At 73.0% G+C, this 22,305-nt stretch carries 17 protein-coding genes; 11 read left to right on the top strand and 6 right to left on the bottom strand.

The genetic code is table 11. From position 1 onward, the window contains the following. Nucleotides 1–34 precede the first annotated feature (34 nt). Nucleotides 35–1,594 carry a glycosyl hydrolase 53 family protein gene (locus tag ABZ948_RS28300; protein ID WP_359764104.1) on the bottom strand — a complete coding sequence of 520 codons (1,560 nt, stop codon included), beginning with the start codon at nucleotides 1,592–1,594 and terminating at the stop codon, nucleotides 35–37. Between the two features lie 114 nt (nucleotides 1,595–1,708). Beyond that, a complete protein-coding gene (locus ABZ948_RS28295; RefSeq protein WP_359764102.1) occupies nucleotides 1,709–3,730 on the bottom strand; it encodes a beta-galactosidase in 2,022 nt (673 codons plus the stop codon). Between the two features lie 184 nt (nucleotides 3,731–3,914). Here ABZ948_RS28295 and ABZ948_RS28290 point away from each other — a divergent pair, with 184 nt between their 5' ends. Genes ABZ948_RS28290 through ABZ948_RS28275 form a run of 4 tightly spaced genes read left to right on the top strand, consistent with a single transcriptional unit; the run spans nucleotide 3,915 to nucleotide 8,090 of the window. After that, entirely contained in the window at nucleotides 3,915–5,234 is a 1,320-nt protein-coding gene (locus tag ABZ948_RS28290; protein ID WP_359764100.1) for an ABC transporter substrate-binding protein, read from the top strand. Further along, complete coding sequence (locus tag ABZ948_RS28285; RefSeq protein WP_359764098.1) at nucleotides 5,231–6,157, top strand: carbohydrate ABC transporter permease; 927 nt, start codon at nucleotides 5,231–5,233, stop codon at nucleotides 6,155–6,157. The genes ABZ948_RS28290 and ABZ948_RS28285 overlap by 4 nt, the downstream gene beginning before the upstream one ends. Beyond that, the gene (locus ABZ948_RS28280) at nucleotides 6,154–7,062 is read left to right on the top strand and encodes a carbohydrate ABC transporter permease (RefSeq protein WP_359764096.1); all 909 of its coding nucleotides are present in this window, start codon (nucleotides 6,154–6,156) and stop codon (nucleotides 7,060–7,062) included. Before ABZ948_RS28285 ends, ABZ948_RS28280 begins: the two co-directional genes overlap by 4 nt. After that, complete coding sequence (locus ABZ948_RS28275) at nucleotides 7,059–8,090, top strand: LacI family DNA-binding transcriptional regulator (RefSeq protein ID WP_359764094.1); 1,032 nt, start codon at nucleotides 7,059–7,061, stop codon at nucleotides 8,088–8,090. The genes ABZ948_RS28280 and ABZ948_RS28275 overlap by 4 nt, the downstream gene beginning before the upstream one ends. 466 nt (nucleotides 8,091–8,556) lie before the next feature. Here ABZ948_RS28275 and ABZ948_RS28270 read toward each other — a convergent pair whose 3' ends face one another. Continuing rightward, entirely contained in the window at nucleotides 8,557–8,919 is a 363-nt protein-coding gene (locus tag ABZ948_RS28270; protein WP_359764092.1) for a hypothetical protein, read from the bottom strand. A 107-nt stretch (nucleotides 8,920–9,026) separates the two neighbouring features. On the opposite strand from ABZ948_RS28270, the gene sigJ reads away from it, so the two are divergent. Continuing rightward, nucleotides 9,027–9,920 carry an RNA polymerase sigma factor SigJ gene (sigJ, locus tag ABZ948_RS28265; protein WP_359764090.1) on the top strand — a complete coding sequence of 298 codons (894 nt, stop codon included), beginning with the start codon at nucleotides 9,027–9,029 and terminating at the stop codon, nucleotides 9,918–9,920. Between the two features lie 83 nt (nucleotides 9,921–10,003). After that, nucleotides 10,004–10,393 carry a MarR family winged helix-turn-helix transcriptional regulator gene (locus tag ABZ948_RS28260; RefSeq protein WP_359764088.1) on the top strand — a complete coding sequence of 130 codons (390 nt, stop codon included), beginning with the start codon at nucleotides 10,004–10,006 and terminating at the stop codon, nucleotides 10,391–10,393. Nucleotides 10,394–10,423: 30 nt separating this feature from the next. Here the strand turns inward: ABZ948_RS28260 and ABZ948_RS28255 are convergent, their stop codons facing one another. Both ABZ948_RS28255 and ABZ948_RS28250 read right to left on the bottom strand, forming a co-directional pair. After that, nucleotides 10,424–10,825 carry an SseB family protein gene (locus tag ABZ948_RS28255; RefSeq protein WP_359764086.1) on the bottom strand — a complete coding sequence of 134 codons (402 nt, stop codon included), beginning with the start codon at nucleotides 10,823–10,825 and terminating at the stop codon, nucleotides 10,424–10,426. A 170-nt stretch (nucleotides 10,826–10,995) separates the two neighbouring features. After that, on the bottom strand, nucleotides 10,996–11,733 hold the full coding sequence (locus tag ABZ948_RS28250) for a Type 1 glutamine amidotransferase-like domain-containing protein (protein ID WP_359764083.1): 738 nt from the start codon (nucleotides 11,731–11,733) through the stop codon (nucleotides 10,996–10,998). Nucleotides 11,734–11,984: 251 nt separating this feature from the next. Here ABZ948_RS28250 and ABZ948_RS28245 point away from each other — a divergent pair, with 251 nt between their 5' ends. From ABZ948_RS28245 to ABZ948_RS28230, 4 genes are all read left to right on the top strand, one after another. Beyond that, complete coding sequence (locus ABZ948_RS28245) at nucleotides 11,985–13,178, top strand: MFS transporter (RefSeq protein ID WP_359764081.1); 1,194 nt, start codon at nucleotides 11,985–11,987, stop codon at nucleotides 13,176–13,178. 36 nt (nucleotides 13,179–13,214) lie between these two features. Beyond that, nucleotides 13,215–14,972, top strand: a complete 1,758-nt coding sequence (locus tag ABZ948_RS28240) for a glycoside hydrolase family 35 protein (RefSeq protein ID WP_359764079.1) — start codon at nucleotides 13,215–13,217, stop codon at nucleotides 14,970–14,972. After that, nucleotides 14,966–17,347: a beta-galactosidase gene (locus ABZ948_RS28235; protein WP_359764108.1), complete on the top strand. Its 2,382-nt coding sequence runs from the start codon at nucleotides 14,966–14,968 to the stop codon at nucleotides 17,345–17,347. The genes ABZ948_RS28240 and ABZ948_RS28235 overlap by 7 nt, the downstream gene beginning before the upstream one ends. 101 nt (nucleotides 17,348–17,448) lie before the next feature. Further along, nucleotides 17,449–18,519 carry a LacI family DNA-binding transcriptional regulator gene (locus ABZ948_RS28230; RefSeq protein WP_359764077.1) on the top strand — a complete coding sequence of 357 codons (1,071 nt, stop codon included), beginning with the start codon at nucleotides 17,449–17,451 and terminating at the stop codon, nucleotides 18,517–18,519. Nucleotides 18,520–18,525: 6 nt separating this feature from the next. Here ABZ948_RS28230 and ABZ948_RS28225 read toward each other — a convergent pair whose 3' ends face one another. After that, nucleotides 18,526–20,505 carry a heavy metal translocating P-type ATPase gene (locus ABZ948_RS28225; RefSeq protein WP_359764075.1) on the bottom strand — a complete coding sequence of 660 codons (1,980 nt, stop codon included), beginning with the start codon at nucleotides 20,503–20,505 and terminating at the stop codon, nucleotides 18,526–18,528. 172 nt (nucleotides 20,506–20,677) lie between these two features. Between ABZ948_RS28225 and ABZ948_RS28220 the strand changes: the two genes are divergently transcribed. Continuing rightward, nucleotides 20,678–22,297, top strand: a complete 1,620-nt coding sequence (locus tag ABZ948_RS28220) for a PucR family transcriptional regulator (protein ID WP_359764073.1) — start codon at nucleotides 20,678–20,680, stop codon at nucleotides 22,295–22,297. Nucleotides 22,298–22,305: the final 8 nt, after the last annotated feature.

Raw genomic sequence — 22,305 nt, 5'->3', positions numbered from 1 at the left:
GGGCGCGGCGAGCCGCGCCCCCTCCCCCGTGCGCTCAGCGGTGGCGGAACCAGGACATCGACGACAGGGCCCGGTCGTCGTAGCCGAACAGCGCCTGGTTCTCCCAGGCGTTGCCGGAGGCCGCGTCGGTCGGGTCCCAGCCGTTGCCGTTCACCGCGGTCCAGGTCGCCTCCCAGTAGAAGGCGCCGAGGCCGCGGCCGTTCGGGACGGCCTCCACGATGCTCATCATGTCGTTCATCCACCGGGTCTGGCCGGACACGCTCGCCGGGTAGCCGGGGACCAGTTCGTCACTGGTGTTGATGATGTTCTCGTGGGAGTCCTCGCTGTCGAGGCGGAACGGATAGGCGGTCTCGGCGACGAAGACCGGCTTGCCGTAGCGGGAGGCCGCGTCGTCGAGGGTCGTCTGGAAGTCGGCCAGGGTGCCGTGCCAGTAGCCGTAGAAGGACAGGCCGATCGCGTCGAACTTCACGCCGTTGGAGCGGGCGCTGTCGAACCACCAGCGGGTGCCCTCCAGGTCACCGCCCTCGGCGAGGTGCAGGGCGACGGTGGTGGACGAGTTGACCGCCTTGACCGCGTCGTAGCCGGAGTTGAGCAGACCGGCCAGCTGCGTCCAGTTGGAGGTGGATCCCTCGTTCCACAGCATGCCGCCGTTGATCTCGTTGCCGACCTGGACCATGTCGGCGGTGGTGCCCTGCGCCTTCAAGGCGTTCAACACGTCGTACGTGTGGTTGTACACGTCCGTCTTGAGTTGGCTGTACGAGTGTCCGGCCCACGCGGCGGGCTTGTCCTGGCGGCCGGGGTCGGCCCAGAAGTCCGAGTAGTGGAAGTCGACCAGCAGCTTCATGCCCTGCGCCTTGACGCGCTTGGCGGTGGCCAGGACGCGGGCCTTGTTGTTGTAGCCGTCGGCCGGGTTCACCCAGACCTTGAGGCGGGCGTAGTTCATGCCGGACGACTTCAGGACGGCCAGGGCGTCGCCGGCCGTTCCGGAGCTGTTCCGGTAGACGCCGCCCTTGGCCTCGCTCTTGGCCAGGGACGAGATGTCGGCGCCCTTGATCGACGTACCGGACGTGCCGGAGGCGAAGGTCAGGTCGTCAACGTTGATCCAGTTGCCCGCGTTCGCGTCACTGTTGATGCTGATCGTGCACTGGTTGTTGGTCACATTGACCGGCACGACGATCCGGATCCACCCACTGGCCGAGACCGGCAGGTCGGTGCGCTGCTCGGCGCCGCCGCAGTTCTTCAGCGCTATGTAGGCGGACTTCTGCCCGCCGCCGGAGCGCACCCAGGCGGTGAGCTTGTAGTTCCCGTTGGTGAGGCCGGACAGGTACTGGTACGTCTCGACCTTGTAGGCGGTGGAGGCCCAGTGGCTCAGGCGGTAGCTGCCGCCGTGGCCGCCGGCTTCGGCGTACGAGGCGCCGGTGTCGCCGTATTCGGACCAGCCGCCCGGCACGGCCGCGCCGGTGCCGTCGGCCTCGAAGCCGCCGTTGGTCAGCGTGCTCGCGGCGTGTGCGGTGGTGGCGGGCAGGGCGGTGAGGGCGAGCCCCGCGGCGAGCGGCGGCAGCAGGGCCCTAAGTGTGCGTCTGGGATGGAACATCGTCGTCCGTCGTCCCTTCGACGTGGGGGTGGGGATGCCCCTCACCGGAAGGCGGGTGAGAGGGGGAACCCCTCCGCCCGCGGCTCGTGGCTCGCGCGGGCGGAGGGAGTCGGTTCAGCCGTCGAGCCGGACGACCCGGACGGCTCCGGCCGGGACCGCCAGGCGGCCCGCGGCGCGTTCACCGGTCAGCAGCTCGGTGCCGGCGGTCTCCAGCGGCACCTTGGCGTCCGAGCCGGTGTGGTTGACGGCGAAGAGGTAGGTGCCCGACTCGCCTGTGCGGCGGACGACTTCGACGTCCCGGGGCAGATCGGCGCGCGGGGCGAGCCGGGCGTCCTCGCCCGCCATGCCGAGCAGCGCGTCGAGGCCGTCGGCGCCGAGCCGGGTGGAGACGTACCAGGCGGTGCCCTCGCCGAGGCGGTGCCGGGTGACGGCGGGCCGTCCGGCGGTCAGGCCGTCGGCGTACGTCAGGACGGTGTCGGCGCCGCGGGGCACGACGAACTCGGTCCACACGTCGGCGTCCAGCTCGGAGCCCTCGGGGCCGGTGACCCGCACCCGTTCGCCGGGCAGCAGTGGGGAGAACTCCTCGACCGTGAGGCCGAGGACGTCCCGCAGGGCACCCGGGTAGGCGCCCTCGTGGACGGCGTCGTGCTCGTCGACGATGCCGGAGAAGTACGAGACGACGAGGGTGCCGCCGTTCTCGACGTACGCCTTCAGGTTGCGTCCGGCCGCCTCCGTCATCAGGTACAGCGCCGGGACGACGACAAGGGGATACCTCGACAAGTCGGCTTCCGGGTGGGCGAAGTCGACGGTGAGGTGGCGGTCGTAGAGCGCCTCGTAGAAGGCGTCGGCGCGTTCGCGGGCGTCGTGGTCCTCGCTGGGGCGCCACTCGAGGTTCTGCGCCCACCAGGACTGCCAGTCCCAGAGCACCGCCACGTCGGCCTCCGTGCGGGTGCCGCGGATCTCGCCCAAAGTGTCGAGGGACGCGCCGAGTTCGACGACCTCGCGCCACACTCGGGTGTCGGTGCCACCGTGCGGGAGCATCGCCGAGTGGAACTTCTCGGCGCCGCGCCGGGACTGGCGCCACTGGAAGAACAGGGCGCCCTCGGAGCCGCGGGCCACGTGCGTGAGGGAGTTGCGGGCCATCTGGCCGGGGGCCTTGGCGGGGTTGCGGGGCTGCCAGTTGACGCCGGAGGTGGAGTGCTCCAGCAGCAGCCAGGGGGCGCCGCCCGCGACGGAGCGGGTGAGGTCGGCGGCCATGGCGAGGTTGACGTGGGTGCGGCGGCCGTCGGTGATCAGGTAGTGGTCGTTGGTGACGAGGTCGACCTCGCGGCCCCAGGCCCAGTAGTCGACGGAGTCGCACTGGCTCAGCGCCGTCATGAAGTTGGTGGTGACGGGGACGCCCGGCGCGAGGCGGTGCAGGATGTCCCGCTCCATGCGGAAGTTCTCGCGCATGGTGGCGTCGGCGAACCGCTTGTAGTCCAGCGCCTGGCTCGGGTTGACGGCCGTCGGTGTGCGGCGGGGCGGGTTGATCTGGTCGAGGTCGGCGTAGCGCTGGCCCCAGAAGGCGGTGCCCCAGGCCTCGTTGACGGCGTCGGCCGTGCCGTAGGTGGTCGCCAGCCAGCGGCGGAAGTGCGCGGCGCAGGTGTCGCAGTAGCAGGCCGAGACGGGGACGCCGTACTCGTTGTGCACGTGCCACATGGCCAGGGCCGGGTGGTCGCCGTAGCGCTCGGCGAGCTTCGTGGTGATGCCGGCCGCGGCCGTGCGGTAGTCGGGGTTGCTGTGGCAGATCGCCGCGCGGGAGCCGAACTCGAGGCGCACGCCGTCGGCCGTCACGGGCAGCGCCTCGGGGTGGGCGCGGTAGAACCACACCGGCGGGCAGACCGTGGGCGTGCCGAGGTCGACGCGGACGCCGTTCTCGTGCAGCAGGTCGAGCAGCCGGTCGAGCCAGCCGAAGTCGTACGCCCCGGGTGAGGGCTCCAGCAGGGCCCAGGAGAAGATCCCGACGCTCACCAGGGTGACGCCGGCCTCCCGCATCAGCCGGACGTCCTCCCGCCAGACGCTTTCCGGCCACTGCTCGGGGTTGTAGTCCCCACCGAAGGCGAGCCTGGTGAGGCCCGTGGGGGTGGTCTCCGGCATGGATGGTCTCCCGGTCGATCGATCAATTGGGAACGTACACACACAGCGGTGCGGTGCGGAGCCCAACATAACCGCACAGCAACAACCATTGACAAGTGTCCGGGATGTTTCTCTACTGTGAACGCTCACAGAAGCATGGCAGGTCCTCGCAGCAGGCGGGGACCCCAGGTCAGGGGAGAGATCCATGCCGTACGCGAAGCGCCGCCGCCTCGTGACATCCGCCGTCGCCCTCACGCTCGGCGCCACCACCCTCGCCGCCTGCGGGTCGGACTCCGGGGACAGCGAGACCGAGTCGGGCCCGGTCTCGCTGACGTACTGGACCTGGACGCCCGGCATGGACAAGGTCGTGGACCTGTGGAACAAGGGGCCGGGCAAGAAGGACCAGATCACCGTCACGGTGAAGAAGCAGGCCTCCGGTGACACCCTGGTCACCAAGATCCTCACCGCGCACAAGGCGGGCAAGGCCCCCGACCTGGTGCAGGCCGAGTACCAGGCGCTGCCCACGCTGGTCAGCAACGACGCCCTGGCGGACATAGCGAAGAACGCGGGCGAGGCGAAGGACAGCTTCGCCGACGGGGTCTGGCAGCAGACGACGCTGGGCACCGACGCGGTCTACGCGATCCCGCAGGACATCGGGCCCCTGATGTTCTACTACCGCGAGGACCTGTTCAAGGAGTACGGCCTGACCGTGCCGACGACCTGGGACGAGTTCGCCGAGACCGCCCGCGAGCTCAAGAAGGCGGCCCCCGACAAGGACCTCACCACCTTCTCCGCCAACGACTCCGGGCTCTTCGCGGGCCTGGCCCAGCAGGCCGGCGCGAAGTGGTGGACGACCTCCGGCGACCAGTGGAAGGTCGCCATCGACGACGCGGCCACGCGGAAGGTCGCCGAGTTCTGGGGCGGCCTGGTCGAGGAGGGCGCCATCGACAACCAGCCGATGTACACCCCGGCCTGGAACAAGGCGCTCAACACCGGCAAGCAGATCGCCTGGGTCAGCGCCGTGTGGGCCCCGGGCACGCTGACCACGGCGGCTCCCGACACCAAGGGCAAGTGGGCCATGGCCCCCCTCCCCCAGTGGTCCGCCAGCGAGAACCGCACCGGCAGCTGGGGCGGCTCCTCCACCGCCGTCACCACCGACTCCAAGCACCAGGAGGCCGCGGCGAAGTTCGCCGCCTGGCTGAACACCGACAGCAAGGCCCTCAACGCGCTGGCGAAGGAGAGCGGCATCTACCCGGCCGCCACCGACGCCCAGACCAGCGGCGCCTTCCTCAAGCCGCCGGCGTACTTCTCCAACCAGGCCGACTTCTACAGCAAGGCCGCCGACATCGCGGAGACCACCGCCCCGTCCGCCTGGGGCCCGAACGTGAACGTCGCCTACACCACCTTCAAGGACGCCTTCGGCGCCGCCGCGAAGAACAAGTCGGACTTCGGCGCGGCGCTGAAGAAGATGCAGGCCGACACGGTCGCCGACATGAAGAAGCAGGGCTTCGAGGTCGCGGAGTGAAAAGCACGGCACGCCGGCAGTCGTACGGGGTCAAGGGCGCCCCGTACGCCTTCCTCCTCCCAGCGGGAATCCTGTTCGCACTGTTCTTCGCTCTGCCGATCGGTTACGCGGTCTGGCTCAGCCTCCGCAAGGTGAAGGTCTCGGGCCTGGGCCTCGGCTCCGGCGCCCGCAAGGAGGTCTGGGCCGGCCTGGAGAACTACACGGACGCCCTGACCGACAGCGAGCTGCTCTCCGGGACACTGCGCGTCCTCGGCTACGGCTGCATCGTCGTCCCCGTGATGCTGGGCCTGGCCCTGCTGTTCGCGCTGATGCTCGACTCGGAGAAGGTGCGGCTCGCGCCCTTCACCCGGCTCGCGATCTTCCTGCCGTACGCCATCCCCGGTGTCGTGGCGGCCCTGCTGTGGGGCTTCCTGTACCTGCCGGACGTCAGCCCCTTCTACTTCGTGCTCGACAAACTGGGACTGCCGCAGCCGGACCTGCTGGACGGCGGGCCGCTGTACCTGGCCCTGTCGAACATCGCCGTGTGGGGCGGCACCGGCTTCAACATGATCGTCATCTACACCTCGCTCCAGGCGATCCCCGCGGAGGTGTACGAGGCGGCGAAGCTGGACGGTGCCACCCCGCTGCAGATCGCCCTGCGGATCAAGATCCCGATGGTGGCTCCGTCGCTGGTGCTGACGTTCTTCTTCTCGATCATCGCCACGATCCAGGTGTTCAACGAGCCCACCACCCTCAAGCCGCTCACCAACTCCGTGTCCACGACCTGGAGTCCGCTGATGAAGGTGTACCGGGACGCCTTCGGCGAGGGCGACATCCACGGGGCCGCGGCGCAGGCCGTGATCATCGCCTTCGCCACGCTCCTGCTGTCCTTCGGCTTCCTGCGGGCCGCGAACCGTCGTCAGAAGCAGGAGGCCGCTCGATGAGCTCCCTCGCCGTCCCCCAGGCCGAGCCGGTGGCGGGCAGCGCTCCCGGCACCGCCCAGGACCGCCCGCCGCTGCGCCGCCGGATCTCCCTGATCCCGACCGTCACGCTGCTGCTGGGTGCCGCCTACTGCCTGCTGCCGGTGGCCTGGGTGGTCATCGCGGCCACCAAGTCCGGCGCCGAGCTGTTCTCCACCTTCACCTTCCTGCCCGGCACGGGCTTCGTCGACAACGTCCGCGACCTGAGCGCCTACCGCGACGGCGTCTACTGGGAGTGGATGGCCAACTCCGCCCTGTACGCCGGGGTCGGCGCGCTGCTGTCGACGTGCGTCTCGGCGATCAGCGGGTACGCGCTGGCGACCTACCGCTTCCGCGGCCGCGAGACGATCTTCAACGTGCTGCTCGCGGGTGTGCTGATGCCGCCGGTCATCCTGGCCATCCCGCAGTACCTGCTGCTGGCGAAGGCCGACCTCACCGACTCCTACCTGTCGGTGCTGCTGCCGCAGATCCTCTTCCCGTACGGCGTCTACCTCGCGCGGATCTACGCCGCCGCCGCGGTGCCCGCCGACGTGATCGAGGCCGGGCGCATGGACGGGGCGAGCGAGTGGCGGATCTTCACGCGGATCGCGCTGCCCATGATGATCCCCGGCATGGTGACGGTGTTCCTCTTCCAGTTCGTGGCGATCTGGAACAACTTCCTGCTGCCGTACATCATGCTCAGCGACGACGAGAAGTTCCCGATCACCCTCGGGCTGTTCACGTTGCTGGAGCAGGGCGCCAACACCCCGGCGCTGTACACCCTGGTGATCACGGGCGCGTTCCTCGCGGTGTTCCCGCTGATCGCCCTCTTCCTGGTCATCCAGCGGTTCTGGAGTCTGGATCTGCTCTCCGGAGCCGTAAAGTCATGACCATGAACGCTGCGGGGGGCAGGCGCAGGCCGCCCACGATCCACGACGTGGCGCGCGAGGCGGGTGTCTCGCGCGGCACCGTCTCGCGCGTGCTCAACGGCGGCCACTACGTCAGTCCGGCCGCCCAGGAGGCGGTCAACGCGGCGATCCGCAAGACGGGCTACGTCGTCAACCGGCACGCCCGCTCCCTGATCACCGGGCGGTCCGACTCGATCGGCTTCCTGCTCACCGAGCCGCAGGAGCGGTTCTTCGAGGATCCCAACTTCAACGTCCTGCTGCGCGGCTGCACCCAGGCGCTGGCCGCGCACGACATCCCGCTGCTGCTGATGCTGGCGGGCACGGAGGACGAACGGCGGCGCATCACGCGGTACATCACCGCCGGGCACGTCGACGGGGTGCTGCTGGTCTCCAGCCACTCGGGCGACCCCGTCGCCGAGCAACTGCGCGGGGCGGGCGTGCCGTTGGTGGCCTGCGGCAAGCCGATCGGGCTGGGCTCGAAGGTGAGTTACGTGGCCGCCGACGACCGCGACGGCGCCCGGGACATGGTGCGCCACCTGCTGTCGCTCGGGCGGCGCCGGGTGGGCATGGTGACCGGTCCGCTGGACACGCCCGGCGGTGTCGAGCGGCTCGCCGGCTACAAGGAGGTGCTCGCGGAGGCGGGCCTGGAGTTCGACGAGCGGCTCGTGGTCTCGGGTGACTACAGCCGGGCCAGCGGCGAGGCGGGCGCGGAGCGCCTGCTGGCGCAGGCCGCGGACGTGGACGCGGTGTTCGTCGCCTCGGACCTGATGGCGCAGGGGGTGCTGGCGGCGCTCCAGCGGGCGGGGCGGCGCGTGCCGCAGGACGTCGCGGTCGGCGGCTTCGACGACTCTCCGGCCGCGCTCGCCTCCCGCCCCGAGCTGACGACCATCCGACAGCCCTGGGACCGCATCAGCGCCGAGATGGTGCGGGTGCTGCTGGCGCAGATCGGGGGCGAGGACCCGGCGGCGGTGATCCTGCCGACGGAGCTGGTGAAGAGGGAGTCGACGTAGGGCAGGCGGGTCCCGCCGCCGTCGGGCGGCACGCTCAGTCACGGCGCCGACCGCGCGGTCCGCAGGGCTTACATGGCCGCGGGCGGGCCCGCCGCGGTCGCGGGACCGCCACGGCCACCGGCCCACCGCCCGGTCCCGGCGGGCTTCCGCTCCCGGCGGGCTTCCGCTCCCGGCGGGCTTCCGCTCCCGGGGCGCTCCCGATCCGTCGCGCTTCGGTCCCGGGGCGCTCCCGATCCGTCGCGCTTCGGTCCCAGCGCGTTCCCGCTCCCGGCGCGCTCCGGTCCCAGCGCACCCCCGGTCCCAGCGCGCTCCCGATCCCGGCGGGCCTCCGGTTCTGGGCGGATCTCGGGTTCTGGGCGGATCCCTGGCCCTGGGCGGGCCTCTGGCCCTGGGTGGGCCTCCGGTCCTGGGCGGGCCCTCCAGTCCTGGGCGGGCCCTCCAGTCCTGGTGGGCTCTCGATTCGACGTCAGCGCCGCGCCAGCGCCAGCAGGCTCAGCCCGAACATCAGGACGCCCAGGGGGAGATGGACCGACGGCACGTGCGCGATGCCGAGCACGACCTGGACCGAGGCGAGGGCCAGGAAGCCGGACGCGTGCCAGACGGGACGCGGTGAGCCGCCGCCCGGCTTCCACGCCAGCACCGCGGCGAGCAGGTACAGCATCGACGCGCCGTACATCACGCGCGCTCCGACGCTGTGCAGCATCTCCCCGTGAGGGGAGGTCAGCAGCAGTCCGGCGGAGACCGCCTGCAGGAAGAGGGTCAGGGTCTGAAGGGTGATCGCGGTCCGCAGGAACGAGAATCCGCGCGGTGCCGTCGCCTGGGTGGCCATGCCGTCCCCCTGTTCCGCCCGCCTCGGGGCAGTGGATCGATAAGGTCTCACCAGCCCGACGACGCGGGCCCGCGAAAGGTAAGGCGACGAGGCGACCGGGGGCGGGGATGGCCGGGACGAGCACCGACGAGGTGGCCGCCGAGCGGCGCCAACTGATCAACGTGGCCTACCGGTTGCTCGGTTCACTGGCCGAAGCCGAGGACGCCGTGCAGGAGGCGTACGCACGCTGGTACGCGCTGCCCCGGGCCCGGCAGGAGGAGATCGTCTCCCCCGGCGCCTGGCTGACGACGGTGACCGGCCGCATCTGCCTGGACGTGCTCGGCTCGGCTCGGGCCCGGCGGGAACGCTATGTCGGCGCCTGGCTGCCGGAGCCGCTGCCGGACCGCGCCGAGTGGGACCGCGGCCAGGGGGCCGACCCGGCCGACCAGATGGTCATGGACGAGTCGGTGACCATGGCCTTCCTCGTCGTCCTGGAGTCGATGACGCCGGCCGAACGGGTCGCGTTCGTGCTGCACGACGTCTTCCGTTACCCCTTCGCCGAGATCGCCGCCGTCCTCGGCCGCACCCCCGCGGCGTGCAAACAGCTGGCCGCCTCGGCCCGGAGGCGGGTGGGCGCCGTGCGCGCCCCGGTGACCGCGGCCGGGCAGGCGGACGCGGTGCGGCGGGTCAGACAGGCCTGGGAGACGAAGGACATCGCGGCCCTCGTCGACGTCCTCGACCCGGCCGCCGTGATGACCGCCGACGGCGGCGGCATGGCCGGTGCCGCCCTCCACCCGGTCGAAGGCGCCGCGCGCATCGCCCAGTACATGGTCGCGATCGCCGACAAGGCGCCCGGGCTCGAACTCCTGGAACGCTCGGTCAACGGTGCGCCGGGGCTGGTGGCCCGGCGGGGCGGCGTGGTCCTGACCGTGGCCTCGTTCGACGTCGTGGACGGACGCGTCGCCCGGATCTGGGTGGTCCGCAATCCGGAGAAGCTACGGCCGTGGGGGCGCGAGGGCTGAGTGCGGCGGGTCCGGGCAGACCTGCCGCAAGGGGCACTGCATGCACACTCATGGAACGGCGTGACGGGTGTTACCGTGCACATATGGCAGCGAAAACGGCTGGTGCGCGGCTCGAGGAACGGTGGCGGGACATCCTGTCGGCGCACGCGCGCACGATGTGCGAGATCGACCGGGTGCTGCATCCGCACGGCCTCGGCGCGTCCGATTTCGAGGTCCTGGACATGCTCGCGACCGCGGCGCCCGAGGAGGCCGAGCAGTGCCGGGTGCAGAACCTGGTCGGGCGGGTGCACCTCAGCCAGAGCGCGCTGTCGCGGTTGATCGCCCGGCTGGAGAAGGACGGGCTGGTGACGCGCTCGGTGTGTGTGGAGGACCGGCGCGGGGTGTGGGTGGCCCTGACGCCCAAGGGCCGTGACCTGCACGCCGAGGTGCTGCCGCTGCAGCGGGCGGCGCTGGCCCGGACCCTGGGCGAGTAGACCGCCCGGGCCCGGACGGGGCCGGTCGCCCTACGGGCGTGCCAGCAGGGTGCGTACTCCCTCCGAGGTGAGCGTCAGGCGGTGCTCCGAGCTGCCGTCGATGGTGAGCGACAGGTCGTCGGCCGGCCACTGCGCGGCGAGGGCGCCGAGCGGTACCAGACGGTAGCGGGACACGAACGGCAGCAGCCCTGCCATCTCCATCTCGGAGGTGAACACGGGCACCACGGGATCGCCGCCCGGCTGCTCCAGCACCGGCAGGGCGACCGCCGAGGGGCTGGCGGCGTCGGCGTCGTTCGCGTCGTCGGGCACGGGGATGAGCACGTCGCTGTTGGCGAGCGCGTCCAGAGCCGCCGCGTCCTCCGTGTTCTCGGCGAGGACGTCCAGAGCCCGCTGGGCGGGCGTGGGCGTGGGGTCGTTTGCGGGTGTCTCCATGGCAGATTCCCTGGTAGCGGCGGTCGTGCGGCCTGCCCGGGGCATGATCCGCCCCGGACGCGGTCCTGCTCGCGTACCCGATCGGGACCGGCGCAATCCTGGTGGATCCGCTGGTTTCGTGAGCCCCTGGCCAAGGCCTCGGGGAGGGTGCCGGGACGCCCCGGCAGCGCCTACCGGGGCAGGGCCGGGGCGTCGTCCCCGAGGAAGCGGCAGGGCAGGGCGTCCTCGCTCGCTCCCCCGGCCCCGTCCGGTGCCACGCGGTACACGCCGGCTCCTCTCACGCGGGTGACGGCCTCCGTCGGCGCGCCGTCGGTGAAGAGCGCTCCGGCCCCGTCCTCCACGGCCCAGCCGGCCGGCAGCTTCCCGGTCGCCACGGCCGCACGGTAGGAGGGCCGGCGGCCCGGTTCGCTGTCCCAGTGCGGGCAGACGGAGCCGGGCAGGAGCCCGAGGCCGTCGGAGAGGTGCGTCAGCGGCCCGAAGGAGTCGGTGTGCGAGCCCTCGGCCCAGCAGTTGGCGCCGGCGCTGATGCCGCACAGCAGCGTGCCGCGGTCGCAGGCCTCCCGCAGCAGCCGGTCCACGCCGTGGGCACGCCACACAGCGAGGAGGTTGGCCGTGTTGCCGCCGCCCACGTAGACGACGTCCTGGGCGAGCAGGAAGGAGCGCAGGGCGTCGTCGTCCAGCTCCCGGCGGAACAGCTGCAGGACGGAGGGCTCGCAGGGGCGCGCTGCGAACGCCGCCCGGAAGCGGTCGACGTACGCCGGCGCGTCGCCGCTCGCCGTCGGCACGAAGCAGACCGCGGGCCGGGGCGCACGCGCCCGGGACAGCACCCAGTCGTCCAGCAGCCCGTCGTCGTCGGTGGAGAAGCCACCGCCGAGGAGGGCGAGGCACTGCGGGTGTGCGACGGCCACGGCGTTGCCTTCCCGGAGGGCGGATGCTGTGCGAAGTACCGTGCCGGGCGGCCGCGTTCGGCCGCAATCGATTAAGCGCGGCCCGACCGTTCCCAGCCTTGCCCTCGCCACCCGGCAGGAGCGGCCGCGGCATCTCATCCGCCCCGTCACAAACATGTTGACGACCCCTATGTTACCGGTAACATCATCTGTGCTCCAGCCGTTCGCGCCTGTCCCCCGCCCGCCCCGGTGGGCCGTCCCCCGGAGTCCGTGTGACCGAAGAGCAGACCGCTCGGCGTGCCGCCCCGCCCTCCCCGGATGCCGCCGCTCCGGTCTTCAGCAGGGCGGCCGTGGTCGCCTCCTGCGTGGGCTTCGTGCTCATCGGTGTGCTGCAGGCCCTGTACGGGCCCGCCGTGCCCGCCTTCCGGGCGGAGTTCGGGCTCTCCCCCTCCACCGCGGGGCTCGCGCTCAGTGCCCACTTCGTGGGCGGCGTGGCCGGGGTCCTGCTGTTCGACCGGCTCTACGGCCGGGTCGGCAACCGGACCGTCCTGGGCTGCTCCTACCTGCTGATGGCCCTGGGCGCGGCGGGCTTCGCGCTCGCGCCGCAGTGGGCCGCCGCGCTGGCGGCGGCCCTGCTCGCCGGGATCGGCTTCGGCGGCATCGACTACGGGCTCAACCAGCTGTTCGCCGTGGGCTTCGGCCATCGTTCGACCGCGATGCTGAACATCCTCCACGCCCACTTCGGCATCGGCGCCGTCCTCGCGCCCGCCCTGATCGGCGTGGTCGGTTCCGAGCACTACCCGGCCGTCTTCCTCGGTTTCGCCCTCGCCAACCTGCCGTTGCTGCTGTGCCTGCGGGGCGTGCGGAACGACCCGCCGCTCCCGGACGGCACCGGGACCGGCGGCGGTTCGGTCCTCGGCCGGAGCCTCGGCTCGGTGCTCGCCGTCTTCGTCACGCTCTACGTGCTGCACGTCGGCGTGGAGGCCGGAGTCGGCGGCTGGGAGCCCACGCACCTGGAGACCGTCGGCTACGGCGCGGGCGTCGCGGCCACCGCCACCTCGGTGTACTGGCTGATGCTGACCGTCGGCCGCTTCCTGGTCGCCCCGCTCGCGCTGCGCTTCTCCGCCCCGGCCATCATCACCGTGTCCTGCGCCGGCATGACGGTGTGTCTGCTGGCCGCGACCGTGCCGGCACTGGCGCCGTACGCGTACGCCGGTGTCGGCCTGTTCATCGCGCCGATCTTCCCCACCGGACTGCCCTGGCTGCACCGGGTGGCCCCGCGGGCCCGCCGGGCCGGTGCCCTGGTCATCGCCGCCTCCATGGTCGGAGGTGTCGCCGCCGGGCCGGCGCTCGGCAAGGCCATCGAGTGGTCCGGGGTCCGCGCCGTACCGCTGTTGCTGTGTGGTGTCTCGGCGCTCTGCCTGGCCGCCACACTCTGGCTGATCCGCGGCACCCGTTCCCGCTGACTCCCCTCCCCCCGTCTTTCGAAGGGAAGCCTCCGCATGCCCGCTCTGACGACGACGTCCGACGGATTCCTGCTGCACGGCGAGCCGTTCCGGATCATCTCCGGCGCGCTGCACTACTTCCGTGTCCATCCCGGCCTGTGGTCCGACCGGTTGCGCAAGGCGCGGCTGATGGGCCTCAACACGGTCGAGACGTACATCCCGTGGAACCACCACCAGCCGGACCCGGACGGCCCCCTCGTCCTCGACGGCTTCCTCGACCTGCCCCGGTTCCTGCGGCTCGCCCGGGACGAGGGACTGCACGTGCTGTTGCGCCCGGGGCCGTTCATCTGCGCCGAGTGGGACGGCGGCGGCCTGCCCGACTGGCTGACCGGCGACCCGGACATCCGGCTGCGCACCAGCGATCCCCGTTTCACCGGGGCGGTCGACCGCTACCTCGACCTGCTGCTGCCCGCCGTCCGGCCGCACCTGGCGGCGGCGGGCGGCCCGGTCATCGCGGTGCAGGTCGAGAACGAGTACGGAGCCTACGGCGACGACTCCGCGTATCTGAAGCACCTGGCCGACGCGTTCCGCTCCCGGGGCGTCGAGGAGCTGCTGTTCACCTGCGACCAGGCCGACCCCGAGCACCTGGCCGCGGGCAGCCTGCCCGGCGTGCTGGCCGCCAGCACTTTCGGCAGCCGGGTCGAGCAGAGCCTCGGGCGCCTGCGCGAACACCGGAAAGAAGGGCCCCTGTTCTGCGCCGAGTTCTGGATCGGCTGGTTCGACCACTGGGGCGGGCCGCACCACGTCCGGGACGCGGCCGACGCCGCCGCCGACCTGGACCGGCTGCTGTCGGCCGGGGCGTCCGTCAACGTCTACATGTTCCACGGCGGCACCAACTTCGGCTTCACCAACGGCGCCAACCACAAGCACGCCTACACGCCCACGATCACGTCGTACGACTACGACGCCGCACTCACCGAGTGCGGCGACCCCGGCCCCAAGTACCACGCCTTCCGCGAGGTCATCGCCCGCCATGCGGCCGTACCCGACGAACCCGTCCCGGCGCCCGGGCCGAAACTCCCGCCCACCGAGGTCGAGTTGAGCGGCCGGGCAGCTCTGCTGCCGCTCGCCGGGCCGCCCGTGCGCGCCGACGTCCCGCTCACCATGGACGCCCTCGGGCAGCGCACCGGGTACGCCCTCTACCGCACCACCGTCCCGGTCGGGGGCGACGGCCTGCTGCACTTCGCCGGTGGTGTCGGCGACCGCGCCCTGGTCTTCCTCGACGGTGCCCCGGCCGGAGTCCTGGAGCGCGAACGGCACGACGAGACGCTGCCCGTGCGCGTACCGCGCCCCGGTGCGACGCTGGAGGTCCTCGTCGAGAACATGGGCGGCGTCAACTACGGGCCTCGCATCGGCGCCCCCAAGGGACTGCTCGGACCCGTCTCCTTCAACGGCACCGCCCTGCCGGGCTGGGACTGCCACCCGCTGCCGCTCGACGACCTGGAGGGGGTGCCGTTCGCCCCCGCCGCGGGGAGGGCCGTCACCGTGCCGGCCCTCCACCGCGGCACCTTCGAGGTCGGCACCCCCGCCGACGCCTTCCTCTCCCTGCCCGGCTGGACGAAGGGCCAGGCCTGGGTCAACGGCTTCCACCTCGGCCGCTACTGGAACCGGGGCCCGCAGCGCACCCTGTACATCCCGGGCCCCGTACTGCGCCCGGGCACCAACGAGCTGGTCCTGCTGGAGCTGCACGGCACCACCACCGCCCGCGCCCAGCTCACCGACACCCCCGACCTCGGCCCGGAGAACACCTGGTGACACACCTCCTGCGCGTTCCGGCGCCCGCCGCTCCCCCGCTGACCGGGCATCTGCCCTTCACGGACGCGCCCGGCGTCCCCGACCCCATCGGCATCACCAGCCGCTGGCTCACCCGCGGCGGCCGCCCCTGGTTCCCCGTCTCCGGCGAGTTCCACTACTCCCGCTACCCGCACGGCCAGTGGGAGGAGGAACTGCTGAAGATGAAGGCGGGCGGGGTGACCGCCGTCGCCTCCTACGTCATCTGGATCCACCACGAGGAGATCGAGGGCCGGATCCGCTTCGACGGTGACCGGGACCTCAGGCGCTTCGCCGAGCTGTGCGCCCGTCACGGCCTGGACTTCGTCCCGCGCATCGGCCCCTGGTCGCACGCCGAGGTGCGGGGCGGCGGCCTGCCCGACTGGGTGCTGGCCCGCGCCCGCGCGCCCCGCACCGACGACCCGGCCTACCTGGAGCCCGTCCGCGCCTGGTTCACGGCGATCGCCGGGCAGTTGCGCGGTCTCGACCGGGCGAGCGGCGGCCCGATCGTCGCGATCCAGATCGAGAACGAGCTGTACGACCAGCCGGGCCACCTGCGCACGCTGAAGCGCCTGGCGCAGGAGGCCGGGCTGCGCGCGCCGCTGTGGACGTCGACCGCATGGGGCGGCGTGCAGCTCCCCGGCGACGAACTGCTTCCGCTGTACGGCGGGTATCCCGAGGCGTTCTGGACGGAGGCGGACGGCGGCTGGCCCGACACCTGCCGCAAGCACTTCTTCTTCACCCACGAGCGCGACGACGAGGGCATCGGCGCCGATCTGCGGCCCACGACCGTGCGCGGCGCCGATCCGGCCCCCACGGACCGGTTCCCGTGGGCGACCTGCGAGCTGGGCGGCGGGATGGCCGTGGCGTACCACCGGCGGCCCCGGGTGGAGGCCGCCGACATCGCCGCGCTCGGGCTCACGAAGATCGGCTGCGGTTCGGTGTGGCAGGGCTACTACATGTTCCACGGGGGCACGAACCCGGCGGGCGAGTCCACGACGCTCCAGGAGTCGCACGCCACCGGCTACCCCAACGACCTGCCGGTCCTGACGTACGACTTCCAGGCCCCGCTCGGCGAGTACGGCCAGGTGCGCCCCTCGTACCACGAACTGCGCCTGCAGCACCTGCTGCTGGCCGAGTTCGGGCATCTGATCGCCCCCATGGAGTCCGTGCTGCCGGAGCGGCGGCCGACGGGCCAGCACGACCGGGACACCCTGCGCTGGGCCGTCCGCAGCGACGGCACCGCGGGCTTCCTCTTCGTGACCAACCACCAGCCGCACGAGCCGCTGCCGGACCACCCGGACACGGCGTTCACGGTCGACTTCCCGGCGGCGCCCGCGCTGACGCTGCCCAGCACTCCCGTCACCGTGCCCGCCGGCGCCTCCTTCTGCTGGCCGCTGCGGCTGGACCTGGCCGGGCTGCGGCTGGAGTGGGCCACCGCGCAGCCGGTGTGCACCGTCGAGGCCGACGGGCGCACCGTCCTGGTGCTGGCCGCGACCGACGGCATCGCTCCCGAACTCGCCCTGGACGCCGAGACGGTGGCGTCCGTCGCCACGCCGACCGGGGAGGTCACGCCGGTCAACGGCCGGGTCCTGGTCAGCGGGGTGCGGCCGGGCACCGACGCGCTGGTCGAGGTGGACGCCGCCGACGGTTCACGCGTCGGCCTGCTGGTGCTGGACGCGGCGACGGCCCGGACCGTCTACCGGGGACCGGCCTGGGGAGCCGAGCGGCTGGTGCTGTGCGGGGACGGCGTCGTCTTCGACCGGGACGAGGTACGGCTGCACAGCCCGTCCGCCGAGCCCTCCTTCGCGGTGCTGCCCGCACCGGACTCGCCCCTGCTGGTGGAGGGGTCACCGGTGCGGGAGGTGCCGGACGGCGTGTTCCGCCGCTACCGGGTCGAGGCCGGGCCCGTCGCGCACAGCGTCGCGACCGTCACACGGGTCAGGCCCGCCGGTCCGGCGCCCGAGCCCGTGACCGGTGTGCTGGGCCGGGCGAGTGTGCCCGCGGAGAAGCAGGTGGCGGAGCTGGCCGCCCAGTACCGCGTCGACGTGCCGGAGGACCTGCTGCGGGCCCCCTCCGGTGTGCTGCTGCGGCTGCGCTGGACGGGTGACCTGGCCCGCGCCCACGTGGGGGACGTCCTGGTCGCCGACCAGTTCTACTCGGGCCGGGTCTGGGACATCGGCCTGGACCGGCTGCCCGCCGGGGAAGTGCGGGAGCGGGGGCTGCGGCTGACGGTGCTGCCGCTGGCCGCGGACGCGCCGGTGCACGTGCCGGGACAGGTGGGCGACGCCTGGCGGGCGGCGGGAGTGCAGGGCGCGGAGTGGGTGGTCACCCGCTCCTGGGCGGTGCGGACGGGCTGAGGTCCGGTGGCTTCCGAGGTCCGGCGCGCACCCGCCCGCCTATGCTGTGCTCCTGCCGGGCGGGTCAGCGCCGCCGTACCGACACCGAGGATTCCCCCGCCATGACACCGAGCGTCACCGACGGCCCCGTCCCCAGAGGCCGCAGCAGGCGCAACTTCGCGGGGGCGCGGCCGGTGATGGCCGACGTGGCCCGGCTGGCCGGCGTCTCCAAGCAGACCGTCTCCCGGGTGCTCAACGACCACCCGGCCGTGCGCCCCGAGACGCGCGAGGCGGTCCTGGACGCGATGCGCACGCTCGGCTACCGGCCCAGCCGCAGCGCGCGGTCGCTGGCCAGCGGCCGGACCCGGATGCTGGGGGTGATCTCCTTCGACGCCGCCCGGTACGGGCCCGCCGCCATCCTGACCGCGATCAACACCGCGGCCCAGGAGGCCGGTTACCTGGTCAGCTCCATCGCGCTCGACACGGCCGACCACGACACGGTCGTCGAGGCCGTGAACCGGCTGTCCGCCGAGGGCGCGGACGGCGTCCTCGCGATCGCCCCGCAGCTGTGGGTGGGCCGGGCCCTGGCGGAGACGACCGATCTGGGCACTCCCCTGGTGGTGCTGGAGAGCTCCCTGGACGACAGCACGCCCCTGGTCACCGGCGATTCCCGCACCGGTGCCCGCAAGGCCACCGAGCACCTCCTCGGTCTCGGGCACGCCACCGTCTGGCACATCGCGGGCCCGACCGGCTGGACCTCCGCCGACCACCGGCTGGGGAGCTGGCAGGCGACGCTCCAGGCGGCCGGTGCCGACGTGCCGGCGCCCCTCGTCGGGGACTGGAGCGCCGACTCCGGCTACGAGCTGGGCCGCCGCCTGGCCCGGCGCCCGGAGGTGACGGCGGTCTTCGCCTCCAACGACCAGATGGCCCTGGGCCTGCTGCACGCCCTGCACGAGGCCGGGCGGTCCGTCCCCGGGGACGTCAGCGTCGTCGGCTACGACGACATCCCCGAGGCCGCGCACCTCCTGCCCCCGCTCACCACCGTCCGTACGGACTTCGCGGAGATCGGCACGCGTTCGCTGCGTCTGCTCCTGGACCGCATCGACGGTCCCGGTGACCGCCCCCGCGTCGACACGCTCGTCCCCGTGGATCTCGTGGTGCGGGCGAGCAGCGGTCCGGCGGCGGCGCGCTGACGGGACTCAGCCGGTCCCCTCGGCGGCGGCGCGCCGCCAGGCCGACTCCCTCAGCAGCCGCAGGCCGTTGAGGCCGACGAGGACCGTGGAGCCCTCGTGGCCCGCGACGCCCAGCGGCAGCGGCAGGTTCCCGGCCAGGTCCCAGACGACGAGGCCGGTGATGAACACCCCGGCGATGACGAGGTTCTGGACGACGAGCCTGCGGGCGCGGCGGGAGAGGGCCACGGTGGTGGGAACCGCCGCGAGTTCGTCGCGCACGATCACGGCGTCGGCGGTCTCCAGGGCGAGGTCGGAGCCCGCCCGGCCCATGGCGACCCCGGTGTGGGCGGCGGCCAGGGCGGGTGCGTCGTTGACGCCGTCCCCGACGACCAGCACCTTGCGGCCCGCGCTCTCCAGCTCCTGCACGGCGGCCATCTTGTCCTGCGGCAGCAGCCCGGCGCGGACGTCGGTGATGCCGGCCTCGGCGGCGAGGTGCGCGGCGGCCCGGGGGTTGTCGCCGGTGAGGAGGGCCGGGGCGGCGCCGGTGAGCGTGGTGAGAGCGGCGACGGTGGCGGCGGCGTCCGGGCGCAGCCGGTCGGCGATGCCGAGCAGTCCGGCGGGGGCGCCGTCGACGACGACCAGGACGGCGGTCCGGCCGGACTCCTCCAGTTCGGCCGCCGTCCGCGCGGCCGCGCCGGCGGCGTCGTCCAGCAGCCGGGCCGGTGCGCCGACCGCGATCTCACGGCCGTCGACGACGGCGGTCACGCCCACTCCGGGCGCGGAGGTGAAGTCGCGCGCGTCCGGCAGGTCGAGGCCGCGTGCGCGGGCGGCGTCCACGACCGCCCGGGCCAGCGGGTGCTCGCTGGGCCGCTCGGCCGCCGCCGCCAGAGCCAGCAACTCCCGCTCCTGGAGGCCGGATCCGGGCAGTGGCCGTACGTCGGTGACGCGCGGGCTGCCCTCGGTCAGCGTGCCGGTCTTGTCCAGCGCGACCGCGTCCACCTGGCCGAGCCGCTCCATCACCACGGCGGACTTCACCAGCACGCCGTGCCGGCCGGCGTTGGCGATGGCCGACAGCAGGGGCGGCATGGTGGCCAGGACGACCGCGCACGGGGAGGCCACGATCATGAACGTCATGGCGCGCAGCAGCGCGTCGGTGAGCTGTTCGCCGAAGGCGAGCGGTACGAGGAAGACGGCCACGGTCGCGGCCACCATGCCCAGCGAGTAGCGCTGTTCGACCTTCTCGATGAACAGCTGCGTGGGCGCCTTGGTCTCGGACGCCTCCTCCACCATGCGGACGATGCGGGCGATCACCGAGTCGGCGGCGTCGCGTTCGACGCGGATCCGCAGGGCGCCGGTGCCGTTGAGGGTGCCCGCGAAGACCTCGTCGCCCTGCTCCTTGGCCACGGGGAGCGGCTCGCCGGTGATGGTCGCCTGGTCCACCTCGCTCGCCCCGTCCAGCACCCGGCCGTCGGCGCCGAGGCGCTCGCCGGGGCGGACGAGGACGGTGTCGCCGACGGCGAGTTCCCCGACCGGCACGGTCTGTTCGCCGCCGTCCGGGGTGAGCCGGGTGGCGGTGGCGGGGGCCAGGTCGAGCAGGCCGCGGACGGAGTCTGCGGTGCGGGCCGTGGCGAGTGCCTCCAGCGCGCCGGACGTGGCGAAGATGACGATGAGCAGGGCACCGTCCATCACCTGCCCGATGGAGGCGGCGCCGAGGGCCGCGACGACCATCAGCAGGTCGACGTCGAGGGTGCGTTCCCTCAGCGCCTTCAGCCCTTCCCAGCCCGGCTCCCAGCCTCCCGTGGCGTAGGACAGGGCGTACAGCGGGCCCCACGTCCAGGCGGGGGCGCCGGTCAGCTGGAGGGGCAGCGCGAGCAGGAAGAAGACGGTGGCCGCCGCGGCCCAGCGCGCCTCGGGGAGCGCGAGCACACGGGTACGCCGCCGGGGGACGGCACCGGTACGGGCGGGCTTCGCCCGGTCGACCGGCTGCGGCGTGAGGGTGGAGGTCATCGGGGGTCCTTCGGGCGGGGACGCGGGACTCCTCACCATACAGGAACACATGAAGACTGATTCATGTCTTCATTCCGGCGCCGCCTGCCGGTACCGTCCGGCCCTGCCGTGGACAGCTCTTGCGCAGGTCAGTGCCGCTTGTCAGAGTGACCGGGCACCCCCTGGAGACACTGTGAACGAACACGCCTCAACGGCCGCCCCGGCGGGCCGCGCGCCCACCGTCGCCGACGTCCTGGCCCTGCCCGTCCTGGCCGCCGGGCAGCCCCAGGTCGTCACCGGGCTGGACCGGCTGGACCGGCCGGTGCGGTGGGTGCACATCACCGAGCTGACCGACCCGGCCTCCTTCCTCAAGGGCGGCGAGCTGGTCCTGACCACGGGCATGCCCCTGCCCGACGACGCGACGGGGGTCCGCCGGTACGTCGACGAGCTGACCGAGGTGGGGGCGGCCGCCCTGGTCATCGAACTGGTGCGGCGCTACCACCGCCCGCCCGACGCCCTCGTCCAGGCGTGCCGCGCCCGGGGCCTGCCCCTGGTCACCCTGGCCCGGGACGTCAACTTCCTGGAGGTCACCCAGGTCGTCCACGCGCTCATCCTCGGCAGCCAGGCCGACGCGATGCGCCGGACCCAGCGGATCCACGAGGCGTTCACCGCGCTGACCCTGCGCGGTGCCGGACCGGAGGACGTGGTGCGGGCGGCGGCGGAGATGAGCGGCCGTACGGTCGTCCTGGAGAACCTGGTGCACCAGGCGCTGATCTGCGAGCCGTCGGGAAGCACCGTGCGGGAGGCGCTCGCCGGCTGGGAACGGCGCTCCCGGGCCACCGAGCCCGGCGACCGCACCGAGGTGGGCGGACCGGAGGGCTGGCTCACCGCGCCCGTGTCCTACCAGGGGGAACGCTGGGGCCGGCTGGCGATGCTGCCCGCCGACGGGGCGGCCTTCGGCCCGGAGCACCGCACCGTCCTGGAGAGAACGGCCATGGCCCTGACGGTCGCCCGCCTCATCCACGCCACGCCGTGGGAACACACGGCCCACCGCAACGCCCTGCGGGACCTGGCGGAACAGCGCCACCACTCCCCCGAGGACGCCCGGGCGCGCTGTGCCGCCCTGGGCCTGCCGACGCAGGGCGGAGTCTTCGTGGCGATCCTCGTGGACCTGGGCCCCGGCGGGGACGGCGCCGAGCCGGAGACGCGCCTGCACCGGGAGCTGGGCTCGGCGGGGGTCCCGGCGCTCGTCGGCGCGCTCTCCCCCGGCCGCCTCGGCGTCCTGCTCGCCCTGCGGCCCGGCCGGCCCTGGCGTCCGGTGGCCGAACGGCTCAGCCGCACCGTGCGGGGCCTCGCCCCGGCCGCGACCGTCGGCGCCGGCTCCGAGGTGGCCGACCTGGCCGACACCGCCCGTTCCTTCCGGGAGGCGGCCCGGGTCCTGGAGGCCACCCCGCCCGGCCAGCCGCTCCCCGCGGACCGCTCCTTCCACGAGCCGCCGGACATCGATCTGCGCCGTCTGCTGTACGCCCTGCGCGAGGACACCCGGGTCCAGGACTACACGGAGCGCCGCCTGGGCCGGCTCATCGACCACGACACCCGGCACGGCACCGATCTGCTGACGACTCTGGGCCACTACCTCGACGCCGCCGGCAACAAGACCACCGCCGCCCGGCGCGGCGGCCTGTCCAGGGAGACCATGTACCAGCGCCTGCGCACCGTGGAACGCCTCCTGGACACCGACCTGGAGTCCGGCGAACGCCGCACCGAACTCCACGTGGCCCTCACGGCGTTGCGCGTCCTGCGCGGCGACTGACAGCGGGG

This window comes from Streptomyces olindensis, assembly GCF_040645895.1.
Lineage (GTDB): Bacteria > Actinomycetota > Actinomycetes > Streptomycetales > Streptomycetaceae > Streptomyces > Streptomyces olindensis.
Note: the sequence above shows the minus strand (reverse complement) of the source record. Positions and strands in the feature narration are given on the sequence as shown.

What these genes read in the sequence shown, in the direction of transcription:
- ABZ948_RS28270 (WP_359764092.1), bottom strand. Translation starts at nt 8,919, where the DNA reads ATGGCCACCCAGGCGACGGCACCGCGCGGATTCTCGTTCCTGCGGACC.
- ABZ948_RS28230 (WP_359764077.1), top strand. Translation starts at nt 17,449, where the DNA reads ATGACACCGAGCGTCACCGACGGCCCCGTCCCCAGAGGCCGCAGCAGG.
- ABZ948_RS28300 (WP_359764104.1), bottom strand. Translation starts at nt 1,594, where the DNA reads ATGTTCCATCCCAGACGCACACTTAGGGCCCTGCTGCCGCCGCTCGCC.
- ABZ948_RS28290 (WP_359764100.1), top strand. Translation starts at nt 3,915, where the DNA reads ATGCCGTACGCGAAGCGCCGCCGCCTCGTGACATCCGCCGTCGCCCTC.
- sigJ (WP_359764090.1), top strand. Translation starts at nt 9,027, where the DNA reads ATGGCCGGGACGAGCACCGACGAGGTGGCCGCCGAGCGGCGCCAACTG.
- ABZ948_RS28280 (WP_359764096.1), top strand. Translation starts at nt 6,154, where the DNA reads ATGAGCTCCCTCGCCGTCCCCCAGGCCGAGCCGGTGGCGGGCAGCGCT.
- ABZ948_RS28260 (WP_359764088.1), top strand. Translation starts at nt 10,004, where the DNA reads ATGGCAGCGAAAACGGCTGGTGCGCGGCTCGAGGAACGGTGGCGGGAC.
- ABZ948_RS28255 (WP_359764086.1), bottom strand. Translation starts at nt 10,825, where the DNA reads ATGGAGACACCCGCAAACGACCCCACGCCCACGCCCGCCCAGCGGGCT.
- ABZ948_RS28295 (WP_359764102.1), bottom strand. Translation starts at nt 3,730, where the DNA reads ATGCCGGAGACCACCCCCACGGGCCTCACCAGGCTCGCCTTCGGTGGG.
- ABZ948_RS28240 (WP_359764079.1), top strand. Translation starts at nt 13,215, where the DNA reads ATGCCCGCTCTGACGACGACGTCCGACGGATTCCTGCTGCACGGCGAG.
- ABZ948_RS28275 (WP_359764094.1), top strand. Translation starts at nt 7,059, where the DNA reads ATGACCATGAACGCTGCGGGGGGCAGGCGCAGGCCGCCCACGATCCAC.
- ABZ948_RS28225 (WP_359764075.1), bottom strand. Translation starts at nt 20,505, where the DNA reads ATGACCTCCACCCTCACGCCGCAGCCGGTCGACCGGGCGAAGCCCGCC.